Genomic DNA, 17,917 nt, shown 5'->3' on the forward strand with positions numbered 1-17,917 from the left:
ACCAACCGGCTGCTCCGGCACTGGCTGACCAAGGGCACCGACCTGTCCCGGTTCAGCGCCGCTGACCTCCGCCGGATCGCCGCCAGCCTCAACGCCCGACCCCGCCCTACCCTGGACATGAAGACCCGAGCCCAAGCGCTGGACGAGCTGCTGACCAACCCGGCAGCAGCATGACCGTGGTTGCTAAGACCAGTTGACCTCGCCGCCGGAACCACAGCCATTTCGTCAGGTACGACGGTCAGGCGTCAGGCGCCGACATCCTCCGCGTCCACGATCCGGTAGGCGTAGCCCTGCTCGGCCAGGAACCGCTGACGGTTGGCGGCGAAGTCGGCGTCGACGGTGTCGCGGGAGACGATCGTGTAGAAGTGGGCGGTCTTGCCCTCGGACTTCGGGCGCAGCAGCCGGCCGAGGCGCTGGGCCTCCTCCTGCCGTGAGCCGTAGGAGCCGGACACCTGGATCGCGACCTCGGCGGAGGGCAGGTCGATGGAGAAGTTCGCGACCTTCGAGACCACCAGCAGCCCGACCTCGCCGGAGCGGAACGCGTCGAAGAGTCGCTGCCGCTCCTTCACCGACGTCTCGCCCTTGATCACCGGGGCGTCGAGGGCGGCGGCCAGCTCGTCGAGCTGCTCGATGTACTGCCCGATCACCAGCGTCGGCTGCCCCGGGTGCGAGGCGACCAGCGACTCCACCACCGAGATCTTGTGGTGGGTGCAGGACGCCAGGCGGTAGCGCTCCTCCGGCTCGGCGGTCGCGTAGGTCAGCCGCTCCGAGGACGGCAGGGTCACCCGCACCTCGACGCAGTCGGCCGGCGCGATCCAGCCCTGCGCCTCGATGTCCTTCCAGGGCGCGTCGTAGCGCTTCGGCCCGATCAGCGAGAAGACGTCGCCCTCCCGGCCGTCCTCGCGCACCAGCGTCGCGGTCAGGCCGAGCCGTCGCCGCGCCTGCAGGTCCGCGGTCATCCGGAAGATCGGCGCCGGCAGCAGGTGCACCTCGTCGTAGACGATGAGGCCCCAGTCGCGGGCGTCGAGCAGCTCGAGGTGCGGGTAGACGCCCTTCCGCTTGGTCGTCAGCACCTGGTACGTCGCGATGGTGACCGGCCGGATCTCCTTGACCGAGCCGGAGTACTCGCCGATCTCGTCCGCGGTGAGCGTCGTACGACGGACCAGCTCGTCCTTCCACTGGCGGGCCGAGACGGTGTTGGTGACCAGGATCAGCGTGGTCGCCTTCGCCTCGGCCATCGCGGCCGCGCCGACCAGGGTCTTGCCGGCGCCGCAGGGCAGCACGACGACGCCGGATCCGCCGTGCCAGAAGGAGTCCGCGGCCTCGCGCTGGTAGGAGCGCAGCTGCCACTCGGACTCGTCGAGGAAGATCGGGTGCGCCTCGCCGTCGACGTAGCCGGCGTAGTCCTCGGCCGGCCAGCCCAGCTTGAGCAGCGCCTGCTTGAGGTTGCCGCGCTCCGAGCCGTGCACGACGACCGCCCAGTGGTCGGGCAGAGCGGGGTCGATGCGCTCGCCGATCATGCCGGCGACCTTCTTGGCGCGCAGCACCTCCTCGAGCACGGGCCGGTCGTTGGAGACCAGCACGAGGCCGTGGATCGGGTGCTTCTCCAGCCGCAGCCGGCCGTAGCGGGCCATCGTCTCGGCGACGTCGACGAGCAGCGCGTGCGGGACGGCGTAGCGGCTGTACTCCAGCAGCGTGTCGACGACCTGCTCGGCGTCGTGGCCGGCGGCGCGGGCGTTCCAGAGTCCGAGCGGCGTCAGCCGGTAGGTGTGGATGTGCTCGGGGGAGCGCTCCAGCTCCGCGAACGGCGCGATCGCCTTGCGGCAGTCGTCGGCGCGCTCGTGGTCGACCTCGAGCAGCAGCGTCTTGTCCGACTGGACGATGAGGGGGCCGTCGTTCACCTGAGAAAGGGTACGGATCAGGTGTAGAGGCAGAAGAGGTGTCCGTCGGGGTCGATCATCACCCGCACGGTCGACTGCGGCTGGTGCGGGTGCTCGACGGCGCCCATCTCCTCCGCGGACGCGACGGCCAGCGTGAGGTCGTCGACCTCGAAGTCGAGGTGCATGCCCAGCTGCTGGGCGCCCGGGACGTTGGGCCACACCGGCGGCACGAAGTCCGGGGCCAGCTGGAAGCCGAGGTAGGCGACGCCCTCGTCCGGCCCGATGGTCACCCAGCCCTCGGTCTCGGTCGCGAGCTTCCAGTCGAGCAGCTCGGCGTAGAACCTGGCCAGCCGACCGGGGTCCGGGGTGTCGAGGACGACACCCCACCAGTCCGTCCGCGACCAGCGATCGGTGCGCTGGTCCCCCCGAGAGCGTCCGTGCATGCTCCCGACCTTAAGCCCCCGCGACGGCCTTCCGGCGAGCCCGGTACGCCGCGACGTTGGCCCGCGAGGAGCACCGCTCCGAGCAGTAGCGGCGCGACTGGTTGGGGGAGACGTCGACGAACGCGTTGTCGCACGTCGAGGACTCGCAGATGCCGAGCCGGTGCGGTCCGAGGTCGCAGACGACCGAGGCCAGGCCGAGCAGCGACTCGGCGACCAGCAGCTCCGCGACGCTCTCGCTGTCGGACGCGACGTGCAGGTGCAGGTCGGCGTCGTGGTCGGAGATCCGCGGGGTGATCGGGTGCCGCGCCATCAGCTCGTTGAGGAGCCCGACGACCGACGCGTCGTCCTCGTCGGTGCCGGCCTGGAAGACCGGGCGGAGCTCACGCTGGAACTTCCGCAGCAGCATGCAGTCGCGGTCGGTCGCCCGCTCCTGCAGGTGCGGGCGCGCGGCGAGGTACGACGCGAGCCCCTCGACCTGGGACAGGTCCGCGTTCAGGAGCCCGGCCGAGCCCTCGGCGTACCGGATGAAGTCCACGTTTCAATCATACGAGCGGGACCTATGCGTCAGCCGGCACCGCACGCACCGTGGTGATCCGGTGGACCGCGAAGGTCCGGGTGTCGTCGCTGCGGTGGTCGTGGGCGGTGAGGGTGCCGCCCTCGAGCGCGACCGGGTCGACCAGCCGGTCGGTGCTCGTGCCGTGGTTGTCGACGTAGCCGATCAGCACGGACTCGCCCGCCTCGATCGCCTCCCGCAGCGCGGCCATCGAGCCGCTCGGGCTCAGTGTCGTCGTCGCCTGCGCGGGACGTCCGGACTCGGCGCGGTCGCCGGCCCGGATCGCGGTCACCACCTGGGCCACGCGCGCGGTCTCGCGGGCGGCGGCGACCGACCGGCCGCGCTGCTCCTTCGGCGTGCGCGCCCGCAGCAGGTCGGGTCGCGCGACGTGGACGGTGCCGTAGGCCGCCTCGACCACCGGCGCGACGCCGAGGTCGCGCAGCCGGGGCAGCAGCACGTCGAGCGGGGTGCTCGACACCAGCACCGTCGGGGCGATCCGGCGCAGCCCGAGCGTGCCCGCCTTCGGGTGGTGCAGCAGCTCGGTCAGCGCCGTGTCGTCGTCGGCGCGCAGGAACGCCTCGGCATGGCCGACCCGGATGGTGCCGAAGGTGCGGGCGGTGTCGTCGACCAGGTAGCTCAGTGGCTGCGGGACCGGCGTGCGGGAGACCGAGCCGACGAAGTCGTGCACCTCCGCGGCGGTCCAGCCGGTGTCGAAGGCGCGGCGCACCGACTCCGGCGTGAAGCGGTAGACCGTCGCGCCGCCGCGCGACTCGACGTCGGCGACCAGCTGGAGCCGCCGGGCGAGCTGCGACTCCAGCGGGCCGGGCGCGATCGCCGTGAGGTCGGCCTGGAGCAGCACGTGGTCGACCGGCGGCGGCAGCAGGGCGGCCAGCGCCGCGGCCGCGTCGTCGCCGCGGTCGTCGAGCAGCGTGGCGGCGTACGACGCGAGGCCGCCGAGCGCCGAGACGCCGAGCGCCGTGGCCTCGTCGAGTGCCCAGACGACCTGGTCGGCGCGGGTGCGGGGCCGGCGCGGCCGGCGCCACTCGAGCTGTGCCACCACCGACGGCACGCCGGTGCCGGTGGCCAGCACCTCGCCCACGGGCAGGGTGCGCAGCGCGTCGAGGGCCATCCGGCGGGCCTCGACCTGGTGCGGCGAGGCGAGCTCGGGGGCCAGGGCGTTCCACACCTTGCCGGCCGGGTCGCGGCCGCCGACCAGGCCGGACATCCGCGGGCTGTCGAGCCAGGCGCGGACCAGCGTCAGCCAGCGCTCGGCGGTCGGGGCCGCCGTCCAGCGGTCGAAGGCGTCGGTGGGGATCCAGCAGGGCGTGCCGTCGGGCGCGGCGGCGGTCGAGAGCAGGCCGGCCGCCGAGGCGACCTCGACGAGCAGCGCGGCGGTCGGCTCGTCCACGTGCAGGTCCACGGCGGTCGCCCGCAGGTCCCGGACGCCGAGCCCGCCGCTGCGCAGGGCCGTGGGCGGGTGCAGGCCCCACTGGTCCAGCACGAGCTCGACGCGGCGTACGGCCTCGAAGGCCGCGCCGGCTGCGGCCCGGTCGACCAGCGACGGCTCCCGCGCCGAGGTCGCGACGGCCGGAGGCTCGTCGACCGGGTCGGCCGTGGTGCGGCCGCCGCGCAGGGCGATCCCGACCTCGCCGGGCAGCACCACGCCGGCACCGCCGCGCGGGAGCAGCAGTCGGCGGGCCAGCAGCTCCTCGGCCGGCGTCTCGGCGTCCTCGGGCAGCACGGTCTGCCGCGCGGTGCCGCTGGTGGCGGTGCCACCCGACGCGAGCACGTGGTCCAGCAGCCCGCGGGCGGCGGGACTGAGCTCGTCGAGCATCCGGCGTACGACGGCGGGGGCGGGCGCCTCGGGCGACACGGGGTGCAGCCCGCTGGTGCCGGGGCTGCCGGGCGGCAGCGCCTCGGCGACGGTGCTCAGCGGCCGCAGGCCCTGCGTGCTCTCCCAGGCGAGCACGAGGTCGACCAGCCGGTCGGCCGCCTCCAGGACGGCCGAGGGGGTGGCGCGCACGACCTCGGCAAGGCCCTCGCGGCTGGTTTGGCCGACCACGACGAGGGCATCTAGGACACAGAGCTCGAACCGGGTCAGCTGGTCGAGCGCGCGGAGGACAGAGGAGCGGGTGGCTGCGCGCGACGCGAGCTGCCCGGAGTCATGAGGGGCCGGGGTGGCGAGATCGGGACGTTCACGGAGGAGACGGGACAGCCGCTCGTCCGACCAGCTGCGCAGCTGGTCGGCGAGGGTGCGGTGCCCGGTGGTGGCCATCCCTCCCAAATTACCGGTCCGGTCCCCGGAGCCCGGTCGATGAGCGCGGTCGAGCTGCACCACGGCGCCCGCACCGACGTCGGGCTCGTCCGTGAGGTCAACGAGGACGCCTTCCTCGCGGCCCCGCCGGTCTTCGTCGTCGCCGACGGCATGGGCGGGCACGACGGTGGCGACGTCGCGAGCGCGATCGTGGTCGAGGAGTTCGCCCGGCTGGCCGACGAGGGCTACGACCCGCGTCGCGGTGCCGAGGTCGTCGAGACCACGCTGCGCACCTGCCAGGAGCGGGTCTCGGAGTTCGCCGCGGCCCAGCGGGCCCGGGGCGTCGATCCCCGCTTCCACGCCGGGACCACCGTCGTCGTCGCCCTCCTCGTCGAGGACGAGGAGGGCCCGAAGTGGCTGCTCGCCAACATCGGCGACTCCCGCATCTACCGCTTCACCGACCGCGTCCTGGAGCAGGTGAGCGTCGACCACAGCCTCGTGCAGGAGCTGGTCGACGCCGGCGCGATCACCCACGACGACGCGGCGGTGCATCCCGAGCGGCACGTGATCACCCGTGCCATCGGCGACCCCGAGCACGCCGTCGCCGACTACTTCCTGCTGCCGCTGTCCTCGGTGGAGCGCCTGGTCCTCTGCTCGGACGGCGTCACCGGGATGGTCGACGACGAGACGCTCGCGCTGCTCCTGGCCGACAGCGAGGACCCGCGTGACGCCGCCGACCGGATGGTCGACGCCGCACTCGCGGCCGGTGGCAGGGACAACGCCACGGCGGTGGTCGTCGATGTGGTGGGATTGGTCACCGACAGCGAATACGACTCCGCCCGCCAGCGCCTGAGTCTCGAGCAGAAGCTGGGAGCCCTGCCGTGAACGACGTCCGCGACCGCGCCTGGTCCGTCCGCCGAGGAGAGTGGTTCGGGGTCTTCGGCGCCCGGGCAGCCGTGGTGCTGCCGCCCACCGAGAAGGCTCGGGTCGCGGCCCTCTGGGAGCTGGTCGACGAGGGCGCGGGCTTCGACGAGACCCTCGACGCGCTCATCTCGGCCGGCCTGCGCGACCTGCCCGGCTTCGTCCTGGTCAGCACCGAGGACGACCGCACCCGGGTGGTCATCCGCGGCGCCGCCCGCGCTCACTTCGCGACCGGCGACGACGTGGTGCACGTCGAGGGCGACGGCGAGACCACCTGGGTCGAGCGCACCCTCAGCGACGTGACCCGGGTGCGGATCGAGGTCGCCGACGGCACCGGCGGCGACGACCTGCTGGTCGACACGGGACTGGTGCGCCTGGCGGCAGCCGAGCTCCCGGCCGTGGTCGCCGCGCCCACGGAAGCCGTCGCCGAGCCGCTCACGACACCGCTGCTCGAGCCGGAGCCGGAGCCGGAGCCCGAGCCGGAGCCGGAGCCGGAGCCCGAGTCGGAGCCGGAGCCCGAGCCCGAGCCGGAGCCGGAGCCGGAGCCCGAGCCGGTGCCGATCCCCCCGCCGCCGGCGAGCCCGCCCCCGGCCCCGCCGGCGCTCGGCGATCGCGACGGCGACACCCGCACCGGTGACCTGAACCCGGACCAGTTCGTGCGGCAGCCGCCGGGCATCCCCGGTCAACCGCCGGCGCCGAGCATCACCGCGCGGCCGGTCGCGCGGCTGGTCATCTCCAACGGCGAGACCGTCGACGTCGACCGTGCCGTTCTCATCGGCCGGGCGCCCGAGGCCCGTCGCTTCAGCTCGGACGAGCAGCCGCGCCTGGTCACGGTCCCGAGCCCGCAGCAGGAGATCTCCTCGACCCACCTCGAGATCCGCCCCGGCTCCGGCGCGGACCACGGCTCGGCGGTCGTCACCGACCTCGGCTCGACCAACGGCACCCTGCTCGTCCAGCCGGGGCTGCCCCCGGAGAGCCTCAAGGTCGGCATCGCCGTCCAGCTCATCCCCGGCGCGGTCGTCGACCTCGGTGACGGGATCACCATCCAGGTCGCCAACGCATGACCACGCCGGCCTTCCCCGCCACGCGACCGGTCGCCGAGCTCGATCGGCGCTTCTACGCGTTCGCGCTCGACCGCGCCCTGACGTGGGGCTGTGCGGCGGTCGTCGCGGCCGCGACCTCCCAGGTGCTGTCCGGCTCCCGCGTCCTCGGCGCCCTCGTCGCCGGGGTCGTCGTGCTGGTCCTGGTCGGCGCCGCGATCGCGGTCGGGCTCGGCCTGCGTGGCACCACGCCGGGCATGACGGCCACCCAGCTCCGGGTGGTGCGGGAGGACAGCGGCACCCCGATCGGCGTCGGTCCGGCCCTGGTGCGCCAGCTGGTGCTGGGGATCGCCGGACTCCCGACCTTCGGCTTCGGGCTCGGCGCGCTCGCCTGGACCGCCGTGATGGACCCGAGCGGACGCCGCCGTGGCTGGCACGACCAGCGCGCCCACTCCATCGTGCTCGACCTGCGCCCGGTCGTCGCCGAGGAGCCGGTCGCCGAGGAGGGGCCGCGCCACGTCGTCAACCTGACGGCGATGCGGCTCGTCCCGGCTCCCCCCCCATCGCCGGTCGCCGCCCCGCGCCGATCGCCCCGGCCGCCCGCCGGACCGCCGCCCGCCGCGCCGCCCACGCCCGCCGCCGCAGCGCCGGCCGCGCCGGCGGTCGACGTACCGGCGGCGCCCGTCCCGCAGCCGGCGCCGCCGACCCCGGTCCCCGCGCCCGCTCCGGTCGGCCGGCACGCCGCACCCGCGACCCCCGCCCCGGCGGCGCGCCAGCAGCTGGGCTACCCGCTCGTGCCCGAGCCGGCGCCGGAGCCGGCCGCCGCCCCCGCAGCCCCCGCCGCCCGGGTCGGCCCGGCCCACTCGACCGCGGAGCGCACCGTCATGCGCGGCGACCGCACCCTGGCCCGCTGGCGGGTCACCTTCGACTCCGGCGAGACGTTCGTGGTCGAGGGCCTCGCCCTGGTCGGTCGCCGTCCCGAGCCGCGCAAGGGCGAGCCCGTCCGGCATGTCGTCCCGCTGCGCTCGGAGGACATGTCCCTGTCCAAGACCCATGCGCAGTTCCAGGTCGCCGAGGACGGCGTCCTGGTCGTCATGGACCGCGGCTCGACCAACGGCTCGATCCTGGTCCGCCAGGGCGTGCCGCGGGAGCTCTCGGCCGGCAAGCCGGCCACGCTGGTCGACGGTGACCGGGTCCGATTCGGCGACCGCGAGATGACCGTCAGCCGCGAATCCTGAGGATTCGCTGAGTAACGGTCTGGTAACGAGCGGACCGTCGCTCTTCCCGAGCGGGTGCTTCTGAGGTTCGACTGCTCCTCCGTCCTTGCGGAGATCTCGGCCCCGCGATCCGGTGCTGAGTGCTGCGCATGGGTACTCGGGCGCGATCCGCGCCCCGACACATCGGAGGAAGCACCTTGAGAAGGACCCGTGTCGCCGCTGCGGCTCTCGCAGCGATCTCGGCGACGTCTGTGGCGCTCACGCTCACCACCACCCAGGCCGGAGCGGCGCCAGCTCCGTCGGCCACCCCTGCGGTGGACGGCAGCACCTCGTTCGGCGACTCGATCGAGTCGCCCCTCACCCAGAAGTACGACGCCCTGCGGCAGGAGGCCCTGCAGCAGCGGCTGCGCTCCGGTGGCAAGGGCGCGGTCGAGAAGCTCGGCAAGGGCCGGTACGCCAAGGTCGCGCAGACCGGCACCGACCGGATCTTCGTCGTCCTCGCGGAGTTCGGCGACACCCGCCACTCGGCGTACCCGGACGACCCGGACACCGGTGCCCAGCGCTTCGACGGCCCGATGCACAACCAGATCCCGAAGCCCGACCGCAAGGTCGACAACTCGACGCTGTGGGAGAAGAACTACAGCCGGTCGTACTTCGAGAACATGTACTTCAACCGGATGAAGAAGTTCTACGAGCAGCAGTCCGGCGGCACCTACTCCATCGACGGCGACGTGACCGAGTGGGTCAAGGTGCCCTTCAACGAGGCGCGCTACGGCAACAACAACTGCGGCGACAACGTCTGCAACAGCACGTGGTTCCTGATCCGCGACGCGCTCGCGGAGTGGACGCAGATGAAGCTCGACGCGGGTTGGGACATGGCCAAGATCCAGGCCTACCTCAAGACCTTCGACAAGCAGGACCGCTACGACTTCGACGGCGACGGCAACTTCAACGAGCCGGACGGCTACATCGACCACTTCCAGATCGTCCACGCGGGCGGCGACGAGGCGGACGGCGACCCGATCTACGGCACCGACGCGATCTGGAGCCACCGCTGGAACGCCCAGATCGAGCCCTACGGCACCGGCCCCGAGGGCGGCGCGCCCATCGGCGGCGTCAACGTCGGTGAGGGCGGTCCGAGCGACGGCGGCGCCGTGCAGATCCCGGACAACCCGACCGGCGTCTGGGTCAACGACTACACGATCCAGCCCGAGAACGGCGGCCTGAGCGTCTTCGCCCACGAGTTCGGCCACGACCTCGGCCTGCCCGACCTCTACGACACCAACGGCGGCAGCAACAGCGTCGAGCACTGGTCGCTGATGTCGCAGTCGCGCGGCACCCTGCCCTCCGACGACGGGATCGGCGACCAGCCGCAGCCGTTCGGCGCCTGGGACAAGTACCAGCTCGGCTGGCTCGACTACGACGTCGCCCGCGCGGGCCGTCCGGGCACCTACAAGCTGCGCCCGAACGCCTCGACCTCCGGGTCCGCGGCCAACGGCCTGATCGTGCTGCTGCCGGACAAGCAGGTCACCGAGGACCTCGGCGAGCCCTGCTCGACGTGCGGGTCGCGCTACTTCTACAGCGACAAGGGTGACGACCTGGACAACACCGCGACCCTCGAGGTCGACGGCGGCGGTGCGCTCACCGCGAAGGTCAACTACGAGATCGAGGACGGCTTCGACTACGCCTTCCTCGAGGCGACCAGCGACGGGGAGACCTGGACGCCGGTGGAGACCAACCTCAGCTACACCGAGGAGGACCAGAGCGGCTTCAACGACTCCGGCTTCGGGCTCTCCGGCACCACCGACGGCGAGTGGGTCGACCTGACCGCGGACGTCCCGGACGGCACCACCGCGATCCGCTGGCGCTACCGGACCGACGGCGGCTACGCGCTCTCGGGCTTCCGGGTCGACGAGGTCACCCTCGACGGCACCCCGATCGGCACCGCCGAGACCGACGACGAGGGTTGGGACCTCGACGGCTTCTACACGACCACCGGCTCGGAGGAGCGGTCCTACCTCAACGCCTACTTCGTCGACAACCGGCAGTACGTCGGGCGCGACAAGGTGCTCGGCCACGTCTACAACTTCGGCCGGATCAACAGCGCGAAGCGCTCCAACTGGGTCGACTTCTTCAAGTACCAGCCCGGCGCGCTGATCTCCTACTGGGACACGTCGTACACCGACAACAACGTCGGCGACCACCCCGGTGGCGGCGAGATCCTGCCCGTGGACGCGCACCCGGAGTTCCAGCACGCCCCCGACGGGACGCTGCTGCGGACGAAGATCATGACGTCCGACTCGACGTTCTCCCTCACGAGGACGAAGGCTCAGCAGATGCACTACCTGAGCAAGCCGTACACCCTCAAGGGCCAGCGCGCGGTGCCGACGTTCGACGACACCCTCGACTGGTGGTTCGACAGCGACGAGCACGGCTCGGGCCAGCACGTCGGCACCTACCAGCCCGGCTGGTTCAGCGTCGACGTCCCGAAGACCGGCACCACCATCTCGGTGGCCAAGGTCGCGAAGAACGGCGTGATGACGGTGAAGGTCGGCAAGTCCTGACCGGCGCCCACGCCTGATCCACGGGGCCCGTCCCTCCCTCCGTCGCCGGAGGGGGTGGCGGGCCCCGGTGCGTCGTCCTAGATTGCCTGTCATGTCCTTCGAGTACGAGCACACCGTCACCACGACCGCGAGCCCGGAGGACGTCTGGGCACTGTGGAGCGACGTCGGCAGCTGGCACTGCTGGGATCCCGCGGTCGAGCGGGTGGCGCTCGAGGGCCACTTCGCCGAGGGCGCGGCCGGCACCCTGTGCCTGGCCGGCGGCGTCGAGGCGCCGTTCATGCTCGAGATCGTCGAGCCGCACGCCCGCTACCTCGACCGGCTCACCATCGGTGACCTGGTCATCCGCATCGACCACCAGGTCACCGCCACCGACGGCGGCGCCCAGGTCCTGGTGCGGACCACCGTCGAGGGCGACGGGGCCGCCGACATCGGCCCGATGGTCACCGGCGACACCCCCAAGGCGCTCGAGGCGCTGATCGGGCTGGCCGAGCAGCAGTCCTGAGCGTCGCTGTCGTATCCGGGTCCGCCCGTTCGTGGAACGGGTGACACCCCCACGAGAGGACCCGACATGCGCACCCTGGTCACCACCCACTTCACCTCCCTCGACGGCGTCGCCGAGGCGCCCGGCGGCGAGGAGGGCTACGCCCACTCGGGCTGGACCTTCGCCTTCGAGGCCGGCGCCGCGGCGTACGAGCGCAAGGGTCGGGAGCAGGAGGAGGCGGCCGCCTTCCTCATGGGAGGTCGCTCCTACGACGCCTTCTCGCAGGTCTGGCCGACGATGGACTACTTCGCCGGCTGGAACGCCATGCCCAAGTACGTCGTCTCCTCGACCGTCACCGACCCGCAGTGGGCGAACACGACCGTGCTGACCTCGCTCGACGACGTCGCGGCGCTCAAGGCGGGCGACGGCGGCCCGATCTTCGTGCAGGGCAGCATGCTGCTCACCCAGAGCCTGCTGAAGGCCGGGCTCGTGGACGAGATGCGGCTGATGGTCTTCCCGGTCGTCCTGGGCAGCGGCCGCGGCATCTACCCGACCGACGCCGAGCACCGGGTGACCTTCTCCCTGGCCGAGAGCACGACGTACGACAGCGGCGTGCAGTACCAGGTCCTCCGCACCCTCGGTGGTTGAGGAAGGACGACGTCCTGTCCCGACATCAGCCAACGCGCGACCAACGCGCCGAGGCGTAGGTTCGCCGCATGGAGCAGTCCTCAGGCCGTCATCCCCGCCCCGCGCCCTGCTGCGCGCCGCCGTGCGCGCACGCTGGCGGCGTTGTCGTCGGTCGACGGGGTATCCACCCCGCCTTCCCTCCTCCGCCTTGCCAGCGCACACGTCTGACGACGCTCGCGACGGACGGGGGGCGACGATGACGGCCTACGCCGCCGGAGACACCCACCCGCCGCTGCTCGAGGAGACCATCGGCGCCAACTTCGAGCGGACCGTCGCGGCGCACCCGGACCGTGAGGCGCTGGTCGAGGTCGCGTCCGGCCGGCGCTGGACCTGGGCCGAGCTCGACCGCGACGTCGACGCCCTGGCGATCGGGCTGATCCGGTCCGGCATCGGCAAGGGCGACCGGGTCGGGATCTGGTCGCCCAACTGCGCGGAGTGGACGCTCACGCAGTACGCCACGGCCAAGATCGGGGCGGTCCTGGTCAACATCAACCCGGCGTACCGCACCCACGAGCTGTCCTACGCGCTCAACCAGTCCGGGACCAAGCTGCTGATCTCGGCGCCGTCGTTCAAGACCAGCGACTACCGGGCGATGATCGAGGAGGTCGTCGACCAGACCCCGGTCGAGCAGGTGCTCTACCTCGGCTCACCGGAGTGGACCGACCACAACGTCTCCGACCCGGGCGTCACCCTCGCCGAGCTGATGACGTGGACCCTCGAGCCGGGCGACCCGATCAACATCCAGTACACCTCCGGCACCACGGGCTACCCCAAGGGCGCCACGCTCAGCCACCGCAACATCCTCAACAACGGCTACTTCACCACCGAGCTGATCAGCTTCACCGAGGAGGACCGGCTGTGCATCCCGGTGCCCTTCTACCACTGCTTCGGCATGGTGATGGGCAACCTCGGCTGCACCACCCACGGCGCCACGATGGTGATCCCGGCGCCGGGCTTCGACCCCGAGATCACGCTGCGCGCGGTCGCCGAGGAGCGGTGCACGGCGGTCTACGGCGTGCCGACGATGTTCATCGCGATGCAGAACCACCCGAGCTTCGTCGACCACGACCTCTCCTCGCTGCGCACCGGGATCATGGCCGGCTCGATCTGCCCGGTCGAGGTGATGAAGCGCTGCGTCAACGACATGCACATGGCCGAGGTGTCGATCGCCTACGGCATGACGGAGACCAGCCCCGTCTCCTGCCAGACCCGCGTCGACGACGACCTCGAGCGTCGTACCGAGACCATCGGCCGGGTCCACCCGCACGTCGAGGTCAAGGTCGTCGACCCGGTCACGGGGGAGACCCTCGAGCGCGGCGAGGCCGGCGAGCTCTGCACGCGCGGCTACTCCGTGATGCTCGGCTACTGGGACGACCCCGACAAGACCGACGAGGCCATCGACGCCGACGGCTGGATGCACACCGGCGACCTGGCCGTGATGCGCGAGGACGGCTACTGCAACATCGTCGGCCGGATCAAGGACATGGTCATCCGCGGCGGCGAGAACATCTACCCGCGCGAGATCGAGGAGTTCCTCTACCAGCACCCCGACGTCGAGGACGTCCAGGTGATCGGCGTCCCCGACGAGAAGTACGGCGAGGAGCTCTGCGCCTGGATCAAGATGCGCGCCGGCGCCGACCCCCTCGACGCCGACGCGGTCCGCGCCTACGCCACCGGCCGCCTGGCCCACTACAAGATCCCCCGCTACGTGCTGGTCGTCGAGGAGTTCCCGATGACCGTCACCGGCAAGGTCCGCAAGGTCCAGATGCGCGAGGAGACCGCCCAGCAGCTCGGTCTCGGGTGACCACCTAGGCTGGCCCCATGCCAGATCAGCTCGTCGTGGGGTTCGACCTCGACATGACGCTGATCGACACCGCGCCGGGCTTCCGCGACGTGCTGGCCGCGCTGGGCGCGGAGCTCGAGGTCGAGTTCCCGGTCGAGGAGATGACCAAGCGGCTCGGGCCGCCGCTCGACATGCTGCTCGAGCCCTACCTCGACGCCGAGGCGATCCCGGCCGCGGGCGACCGCTTCCGCGCGCTCTACCCCGACCACGCGATCGCCGGCACGCCGGCGTTCGCGGGTGCCCACGACGCCCTGGCCGCCGTACGCCGGCACGGCGGCCGGGTGGTGGTGGTCACCGGCAAGTACGCCCCCAACGCCCAGCTCCACCTCGACCACCTCGGCCTCGACCACGACCTGCTCGAGGGCTGGGTCTGGGGCGTCGGCAAGGCCGACGTGCTGCGTCGCGAGGGCGCCAGCGTCTACGTCGGGGACCACGTCCACGACGTCGAGGGCGCGCTGGCCGCGGGGGCGCTCAGCGTCTCGGTGCTCACCGGCGGCTGCACCCGCGCGGAGCTCGAGGCCGCGGGCACCCACGTGATCCTCGACAGCCTCACCGACCTCCCGGCCTGGCTCGACGAGCACGTCCTCGACCTGCGCCTGGCCGCGCTCGAGGCCGACCTGCGCGAGCGGGAGTCCGTGCTGGTCGCCTACAGCGGCGGGGCGGACAGCGCGATGCTGCTGGCCGCCGCCGTCCGCGCACTCGGCCCCGGCAACGTCGCCGCCGCGACCGGCTACTCCCACGCGCTGCCGATGTCCGAGCGCGACCCCGCCCGCGAGTTCGCGGCGAGCCTCGGCGTCGAGGTGCTCACCCCCGAGACCCACGAGATGGACCGCGAGGGCTACCGCGCCAACGGCGGCGACCGCTGCTACTTCTGCAAGGCCGAGCTGCTCGACGTCCTCACCCCGATCGCGGCCGAGCGCGGGCTCGCCCACGTCGCCACCGGCACCAACGCCGACGACGCGGTCGCGGGCTTCCGCCCCGGCATCCGCGCGGCCGCCGAGCGGGGCGCGATCGCGCCGCTGCGCGACGCCGGGCTGACCAAGGCCCAGGTCCGTGCCGCCTCGCTGCGGTGGGACCTGCCCACGTGGGACAAGCCCGCCGCCGCCTGCCTCTCCTCGCGGATCGCGTACGGCGTCGAGGTCACCCCGCAGCGGCTCGGCCGCGTCGAGCGGGCCGAGGTCGCCGCCCGGGCCGCGCTCGCCGACGCCGGGCTGGTCAACCTCCGGGTCCGCGACCTCGGCGACCGCGCCTCCGTCGAGGTCGACGCCGCCCTGCTGCCGCTCGCCCCGGACGTCGAGGCGGTCGTGCTCGCCGGCGTACGCGATGCCGGCTTCGGGGCCGCCGAGGTCGATGCCCGCGGATTCCGTTCGGGTTCGATGAACGAAGCCCTCTAGACTCTGTCGGCGCGGCACCGCCGCAGCATCCGCCAAGCAAGAAGAGGTCAGACCCGTGCCCACTGGCAAGGTGAAGTGGTACGACGCCGAGAAGGGCTTCGGCTTCCTGTCGCAGGAGGACGGCCCCGACGTCTACGTGCGCGCCGAGGCGCTGCCCGAGGGCACCACCGCCCTCAAGGCGGGCACGCGCGTCGAGTTCGGCATCGCCCAGGGCCGCAAGGGTGAGCAGGCGCTGCAGGTGCGGGTCCTCGACAAGCAGCAGTCCGTCGCGCGCAACCAGCGCGACGCCAAGCGCAAGAAGCCCGACGAGATGGCCCCGATCGTCGAGGACCTGATCCGGGTGCTCGACCAGGTCGGCGAGTCCTACCGCCACGGCCGCCACCCGGAGCGCAGCGAGGGCCGAGCCGTCGCCAAGCTGCTCCGCGCGCTCGCCGACGAGCTCGAGAGCTGACTCATCCGGCGACGGTGACGGTCACCGTCGCGCCCTCGTCGACCACGCTGCCCAGCGCCGGCTCGACCTCGAGCAGGCTCCCCGGCGTCAGGTCCTCGGCCGGGATGGTCGCGACCTCGACCTGCAGCCCGGCGTCCTCGAGCGCGCGGGTGAGGTGGTCGACGTACGCCGGCTCGGCACCCCAGGTGGGCGTGGTCCCGTGGATGTCGAGCGGGACGGTCGTCCGTCCGTCCGGCAGGATCCGCAGCGAGTCGCGGATCTCCTGGTAGTCGCCGTCCGCCTCGTCGGCGATCGTCACGGCGAGCACGACGTGCTCGGACGGGACGGCGAAGACGTGGCGGCACACGTCCGGGATCCACGCGTCGCAGCCGTCGAGCTCGACCACCTCGCGCCCGTCGACCGCGCCGGCCGGGTCCATCTGCGTGAGCAGGTGCTCGGCGTACCCGTGCTCGGCGTCGAGCACCGCGAGCGTCGAGGCCTCGCGGACCTCGGAGCGAGCCGGCACGTCGGCACAGTCGGCGACGGCGCCGGAGTCCCAGTAGACGGTGTCCTCCACCGGGAGGAGGCACCGGGTCTCGCCGGTGGTCCACCAGTCCGGTACGGCGACGACGACCCGGCCCGAGCCGACCCAGCGGGTGCCGTCGGGTGCCTCGGCCTCGGTCGAGTCGCCCCCGCAGGCGACCAGGAGCAGGCCGGCCGTGGCGACCAGGGCGACGAGCGGGATCCTCATGCCGGGATGGACGGCGCCCGGGCCGGGTCAGTTCCCGGTCGCCACCTGACGCGCCATCCGGCGCGGGGTCCGGGTGAGGACGAAGGCGCCCCACGCGACCAGCACGCCGACCGCGACCCCCAGGCCGAGCCGCGGCGGGTCCAGCGGCATCGCGATGCCGATGAAGCCACCGATGACCCAGGCCAGCTGGAGCGTGGTGTCGCTGCGCGCGAACGCGCTGGCCTGCACGCGGTGGGGTACGTCGCGCTGGATGGTCGCGTCGAGGGAGAACTTCGCCAGGGCCTGGCCGAGCCCGGCCACCAGGCCGAGCAGCACCAGCGCGACCACGCCGTACAGGAGGAAGGCGAAGACGGCGACACCGATGTCGGCGACCATCACGCCCGTCACCGTGACGGCGGGGTTGATCTTCTTCAGCACCGAGGCCGCGACCACGCCGAGGAAGTTGCCGGCGGCGGCACCGCCGACCACCAGCGCGGTCAGGACCTCGACGCTCCAGCCGTCGAGCGGGTTCTCGCGCAGCTGGAAGGCCATGAACATGATGAGGAAGCCCGACAGCCACCGGGGCGCGCAGTTGGCGCGGAGGCCGTAGGCGACCGCGGGCGGGATCCGCATGCTGCCGGTCCGGGCCCCGCTCTCGGCGCCCTCACGGAGCAGCAGGTCGCCCTCGCCCTCGCTCGAGTCGACCCGCGAGGGGAGTCGGATCGCGCCGATCGTGGCGGCCACGAAGAGCAGGAAGGCGTAGCGCAGCACCCACTCGGGGCCGGCCAGCGAGGCCAGGCCGGCGATCGGGGCGGAGACCGCGACGCCGACGATGCCGGACATCGACACCCGCCCGTTGGCCTTCACGAGCGTGAAGTCCTCCGGCAGCAGGCGGGGTACGGCGGCCGCGCGGGTCACGCCGTACGCCTTGGACGCGACGAGCACGCCCAGCGCGGCCGGGAAGAGCCAGACCGACTCGGTGACCACGGCGCCGGCCAGCACCCAGCAGAGGAACGCCCGGATGGCCATCGTCGCGCCGATCGCCCACCGGCGGCCGTGCGCGAAGCGGTCGAGGAAGGGGCCGATCAGCGGCGCCACGATCGCGAAGGGCAGCATCGTCAGGCCGAGGAAGAGCGCGACCTGGCCGCGCGCCTCGCCCGACGGCACGGTGAAGAAGAGGGTGCCGGCCAGGGAGATCGCCACCGCGGCGTCGCCGGCGGTGTTGAAGAAGTGCATCTGGATCAGCCGGGACAGGCCGGACTCGCCCGCGCCCTGGGCCTCGGCCGCACGCCGCGCCTGGCGCATCGTGTAGCGGCCGGCCCGGCCGGTCGCGCGCGCCGTCGCGCCGAGCCCGCGGGCCACCTTGGCGCCCCGTCCCTCCTCGGTCGCGTCCGCCCCGGCGCGCGTCTCCGGGTGCGGGTCGCGCCAGCGCTGCTCGTCGCTCGACGAGGCGGAGGGCGGGGTGCTCATGTCCCCATCC

General features: G+C 72.8%; 15 protein-coding genes and 1 pseudogene. 10 read left to right on the forward strand and 6 right to left on the reverse strand.

Going from position 1 to position 17,917, the window contains the following annotated elements; genetic code table 11:
- Positions 1-174: pseudogene (locus K8U61_RS25660) on the forward strand (IS30 family transposase); the annotation flags it as partial.
- A 71-nt stretch (positions 175-245) separates the two neighbouring features.
- Here K8U61_RS25660 and K8U61_RS15490 read toward each other — a convergent pair.
- Genes K8U61_RS15490 through K8U61_RS15505 form a run of 4 tightly spaced genes read right to left on the reverse strand, consistent with a single transcriptional unit; the run spans position 246 to position 5,151 of the window.
- A complete protein-coding gene (locus K8U61_RS15490) occupies positions 246-1,901 on the reverse strand; it encodes a DNA repair helicase XPB (RefSeq protein ID WP_224123948.1) in 1,656 nt (551 codons plus the stop codon).
- Positions 1,902-1,918: 17 nt separating this feature from the next.
- Positions 1,919-2,323: a VOC family protein gene (locus tag K8U61_RS15495; RefSeq protein ID WP_224123949.1), complete on the reverse strand. Its 405-nt coding sequence runs from the start codon at positions 2,321-2,323 to the stop codon at positions 1,919-1,921.
- A gap of 10 nt (positions 2,324-2,333) precedes the next feature.
- Positions 2,334-2,858, reverse strand: coding sequence for a CGNR zinc finger domain-containing protein (locus tag K8U61_RS15500; RefSeq protein WP_224123950.1), 525 nt, complete (start codon positions 2,856-2,858; stop codon positions 2,334-2,336).
- Positions 2,859-2,880: 22 nt separating this feature from the next.
- Positions 2,881-5,151, reverse strand: coding sequence for a helicase-associated domain-containing protein (locus K8U61_RS15505; RefSeq protein WP_224123951.1), 2,271 nt, complete (start codon positions 5,149-5,151; stop codon positions 2,881-2,883).
- A 39-nt stretch (positions 5,152-5,190) separates the two neighbouring features.
- Here K8U61_RS15505 and K8U61_RS15510 point away from each other — a divergent pair, with 39 nt between their 5' ends.
- The 9 genes from K8U61_RS15510 (at position 5,191) to K8U61_RS15550 (ending at position 15,728) form a co-directional block, all read left to right on the forward strand.
- Positions 5,191-6,015, forward strand: coding sequence for a PP2C family protein-serine/threonine phosphatase (locus K8U61_RS15510; protein ID WP_224123952.1), 825 nt, complete (start codon positions 5,191-5,193; stop codon positions 6,013-6,015).
- Positions 6,012-7,115: an FHA domain-containing protein gene (locus K8U61_RS25525; protein ID WP_224123953.1), complete on the forward strand. Its 1,104-nt coding sequence runs from the start codon at positions 6,012-6,014 to the stop codon at positions 7,113-7,115. Before K8U61_RS15510 ends, K8U61_RS25525 begins: the two co-directional genes overlap by 4 nt.
- A complete protein-coding gene (locus K8U61_RS15520) occupies positions 7,112-8,329 on the forward strand; it encodes an RDD family protein (protein WP_224123954.1) in 1,218 nt (405 codons plus the stop codon). The genes K8U61_RS25525 and K8U61_RS15520 overlap by 4 nt, the downstream gene beginning before the upstream one ends.
- Before the next feature lie 230 nt (positions 8,330-8,559).
- Positions 8,560-10,872 carry an immune inhibitor A domain-containing protein gene (locus K8U61_RS15525; RefSeq protein WP_224123955.1) on the forward strand — a complete coding sequence of 771 codons (2,313 nt, stop codon included), beginning with the start codon at positions 8,560-8,562 and terminating at the stop codon, positions 10,870-10,872.
- 91 nt (positions 10,873-10,963) lie between these two features.
- Positions 10,964-11,374: an SRPBCC family protein gene (locus K8U61_RS15530; RefSeq protein ID WP_224123956.1), complete on the forward strand. Its 411-nt coding sequence runs from the start codon at positions 10,964-10,966 to the stop codon at positions 11,372-11,374.
- Positions 11,375-11,440: 66 nt separating this feature from the next.
- On the forward strand, positions 11,441-12,001 hold the full coding sequence (locus tag K8U61_RS15535) for a dihydrofolate reductase family protein (RefSeq protein ID WP_224123957.1): 561 nt from the start codon (positions 11,441-11,443) through the stop codon (positions 11,999-12,001).
- A 235-nt stretch (positions 12,002-12,236) separates the two neighbouring features.
- Complete coding sequence (locus K8U61_RS15540) at positions 12,237-13,844, forward strand: AMP-binding protein (RefSeq protein WP_224123958.1); 1,608 nt, start codon at positions 12,237-12,239, stop codon at positions 13,842-13,844.
- Between the two features lie 17 nt (positions 13,845-13,861).
- A complete protein-coding gene (larE, locus tag K8U61_RS15545; protein WP_224123959.1) occupies positions 13,862-15,277 on the forward strand; it encodes an ATP-dependent sacrificial sulfur transferase LarE in 1,416 nt (471 codons plus the stop codon).
- A gap of 55 nt (positions 15,278-15,332) precedes the next feature.
- Positions 15,333-15,728: a cold-shock protein gene (locus K8U61_RS15550; protein WP_224123960.1), complete on the forward strand. Its 396-nt coding sequence runs from the start codon at positions 15,333-15,335 to the stop codon at positions 15,726-15,728.
- 1 nt (position 15,729) lies between these two features.
- On the opposite strand, the gene K8U61_RS15555 is transcribed toward K8U61_RS15550, so the two are convergent.
- Both K8U61_RS15555 and K8U61_RS15560 read right to left on the reverse strand, forming a co-directional pair.
- Complete coding sequence (locus K8U61_RS15555) at positions 15,730-16,458, reverse strand: PASTA domain-containing protein (protein WP_224123961.1); 729 nt, start codon at positions 16,456-16,458, stop codon at positions 15,730-15,732.
- Between the two features lie 27 nt (positions 16,459-16,485).
- Entirely contained in the window at positions 16,486-17,907 is a 1,422-nt protein-coding gene (locus tag K8U61_RS15560) for an MFS transporter (RefSeq protein WP_224123962.1), read from the reverse strand.
- Positions 17,908-17,917 lie beyond the last annotated feature (10 nt).

It is taken from the genome of Nocardioides mangrovi, assembly GCF_020073815.1.
Classification (GTDB): Bacteria; Actinomycetota; Actinomycetes; order Propionibacteriales; family Nocardioidaceae; genus Nocardioides; species Nocardioides mangrovi.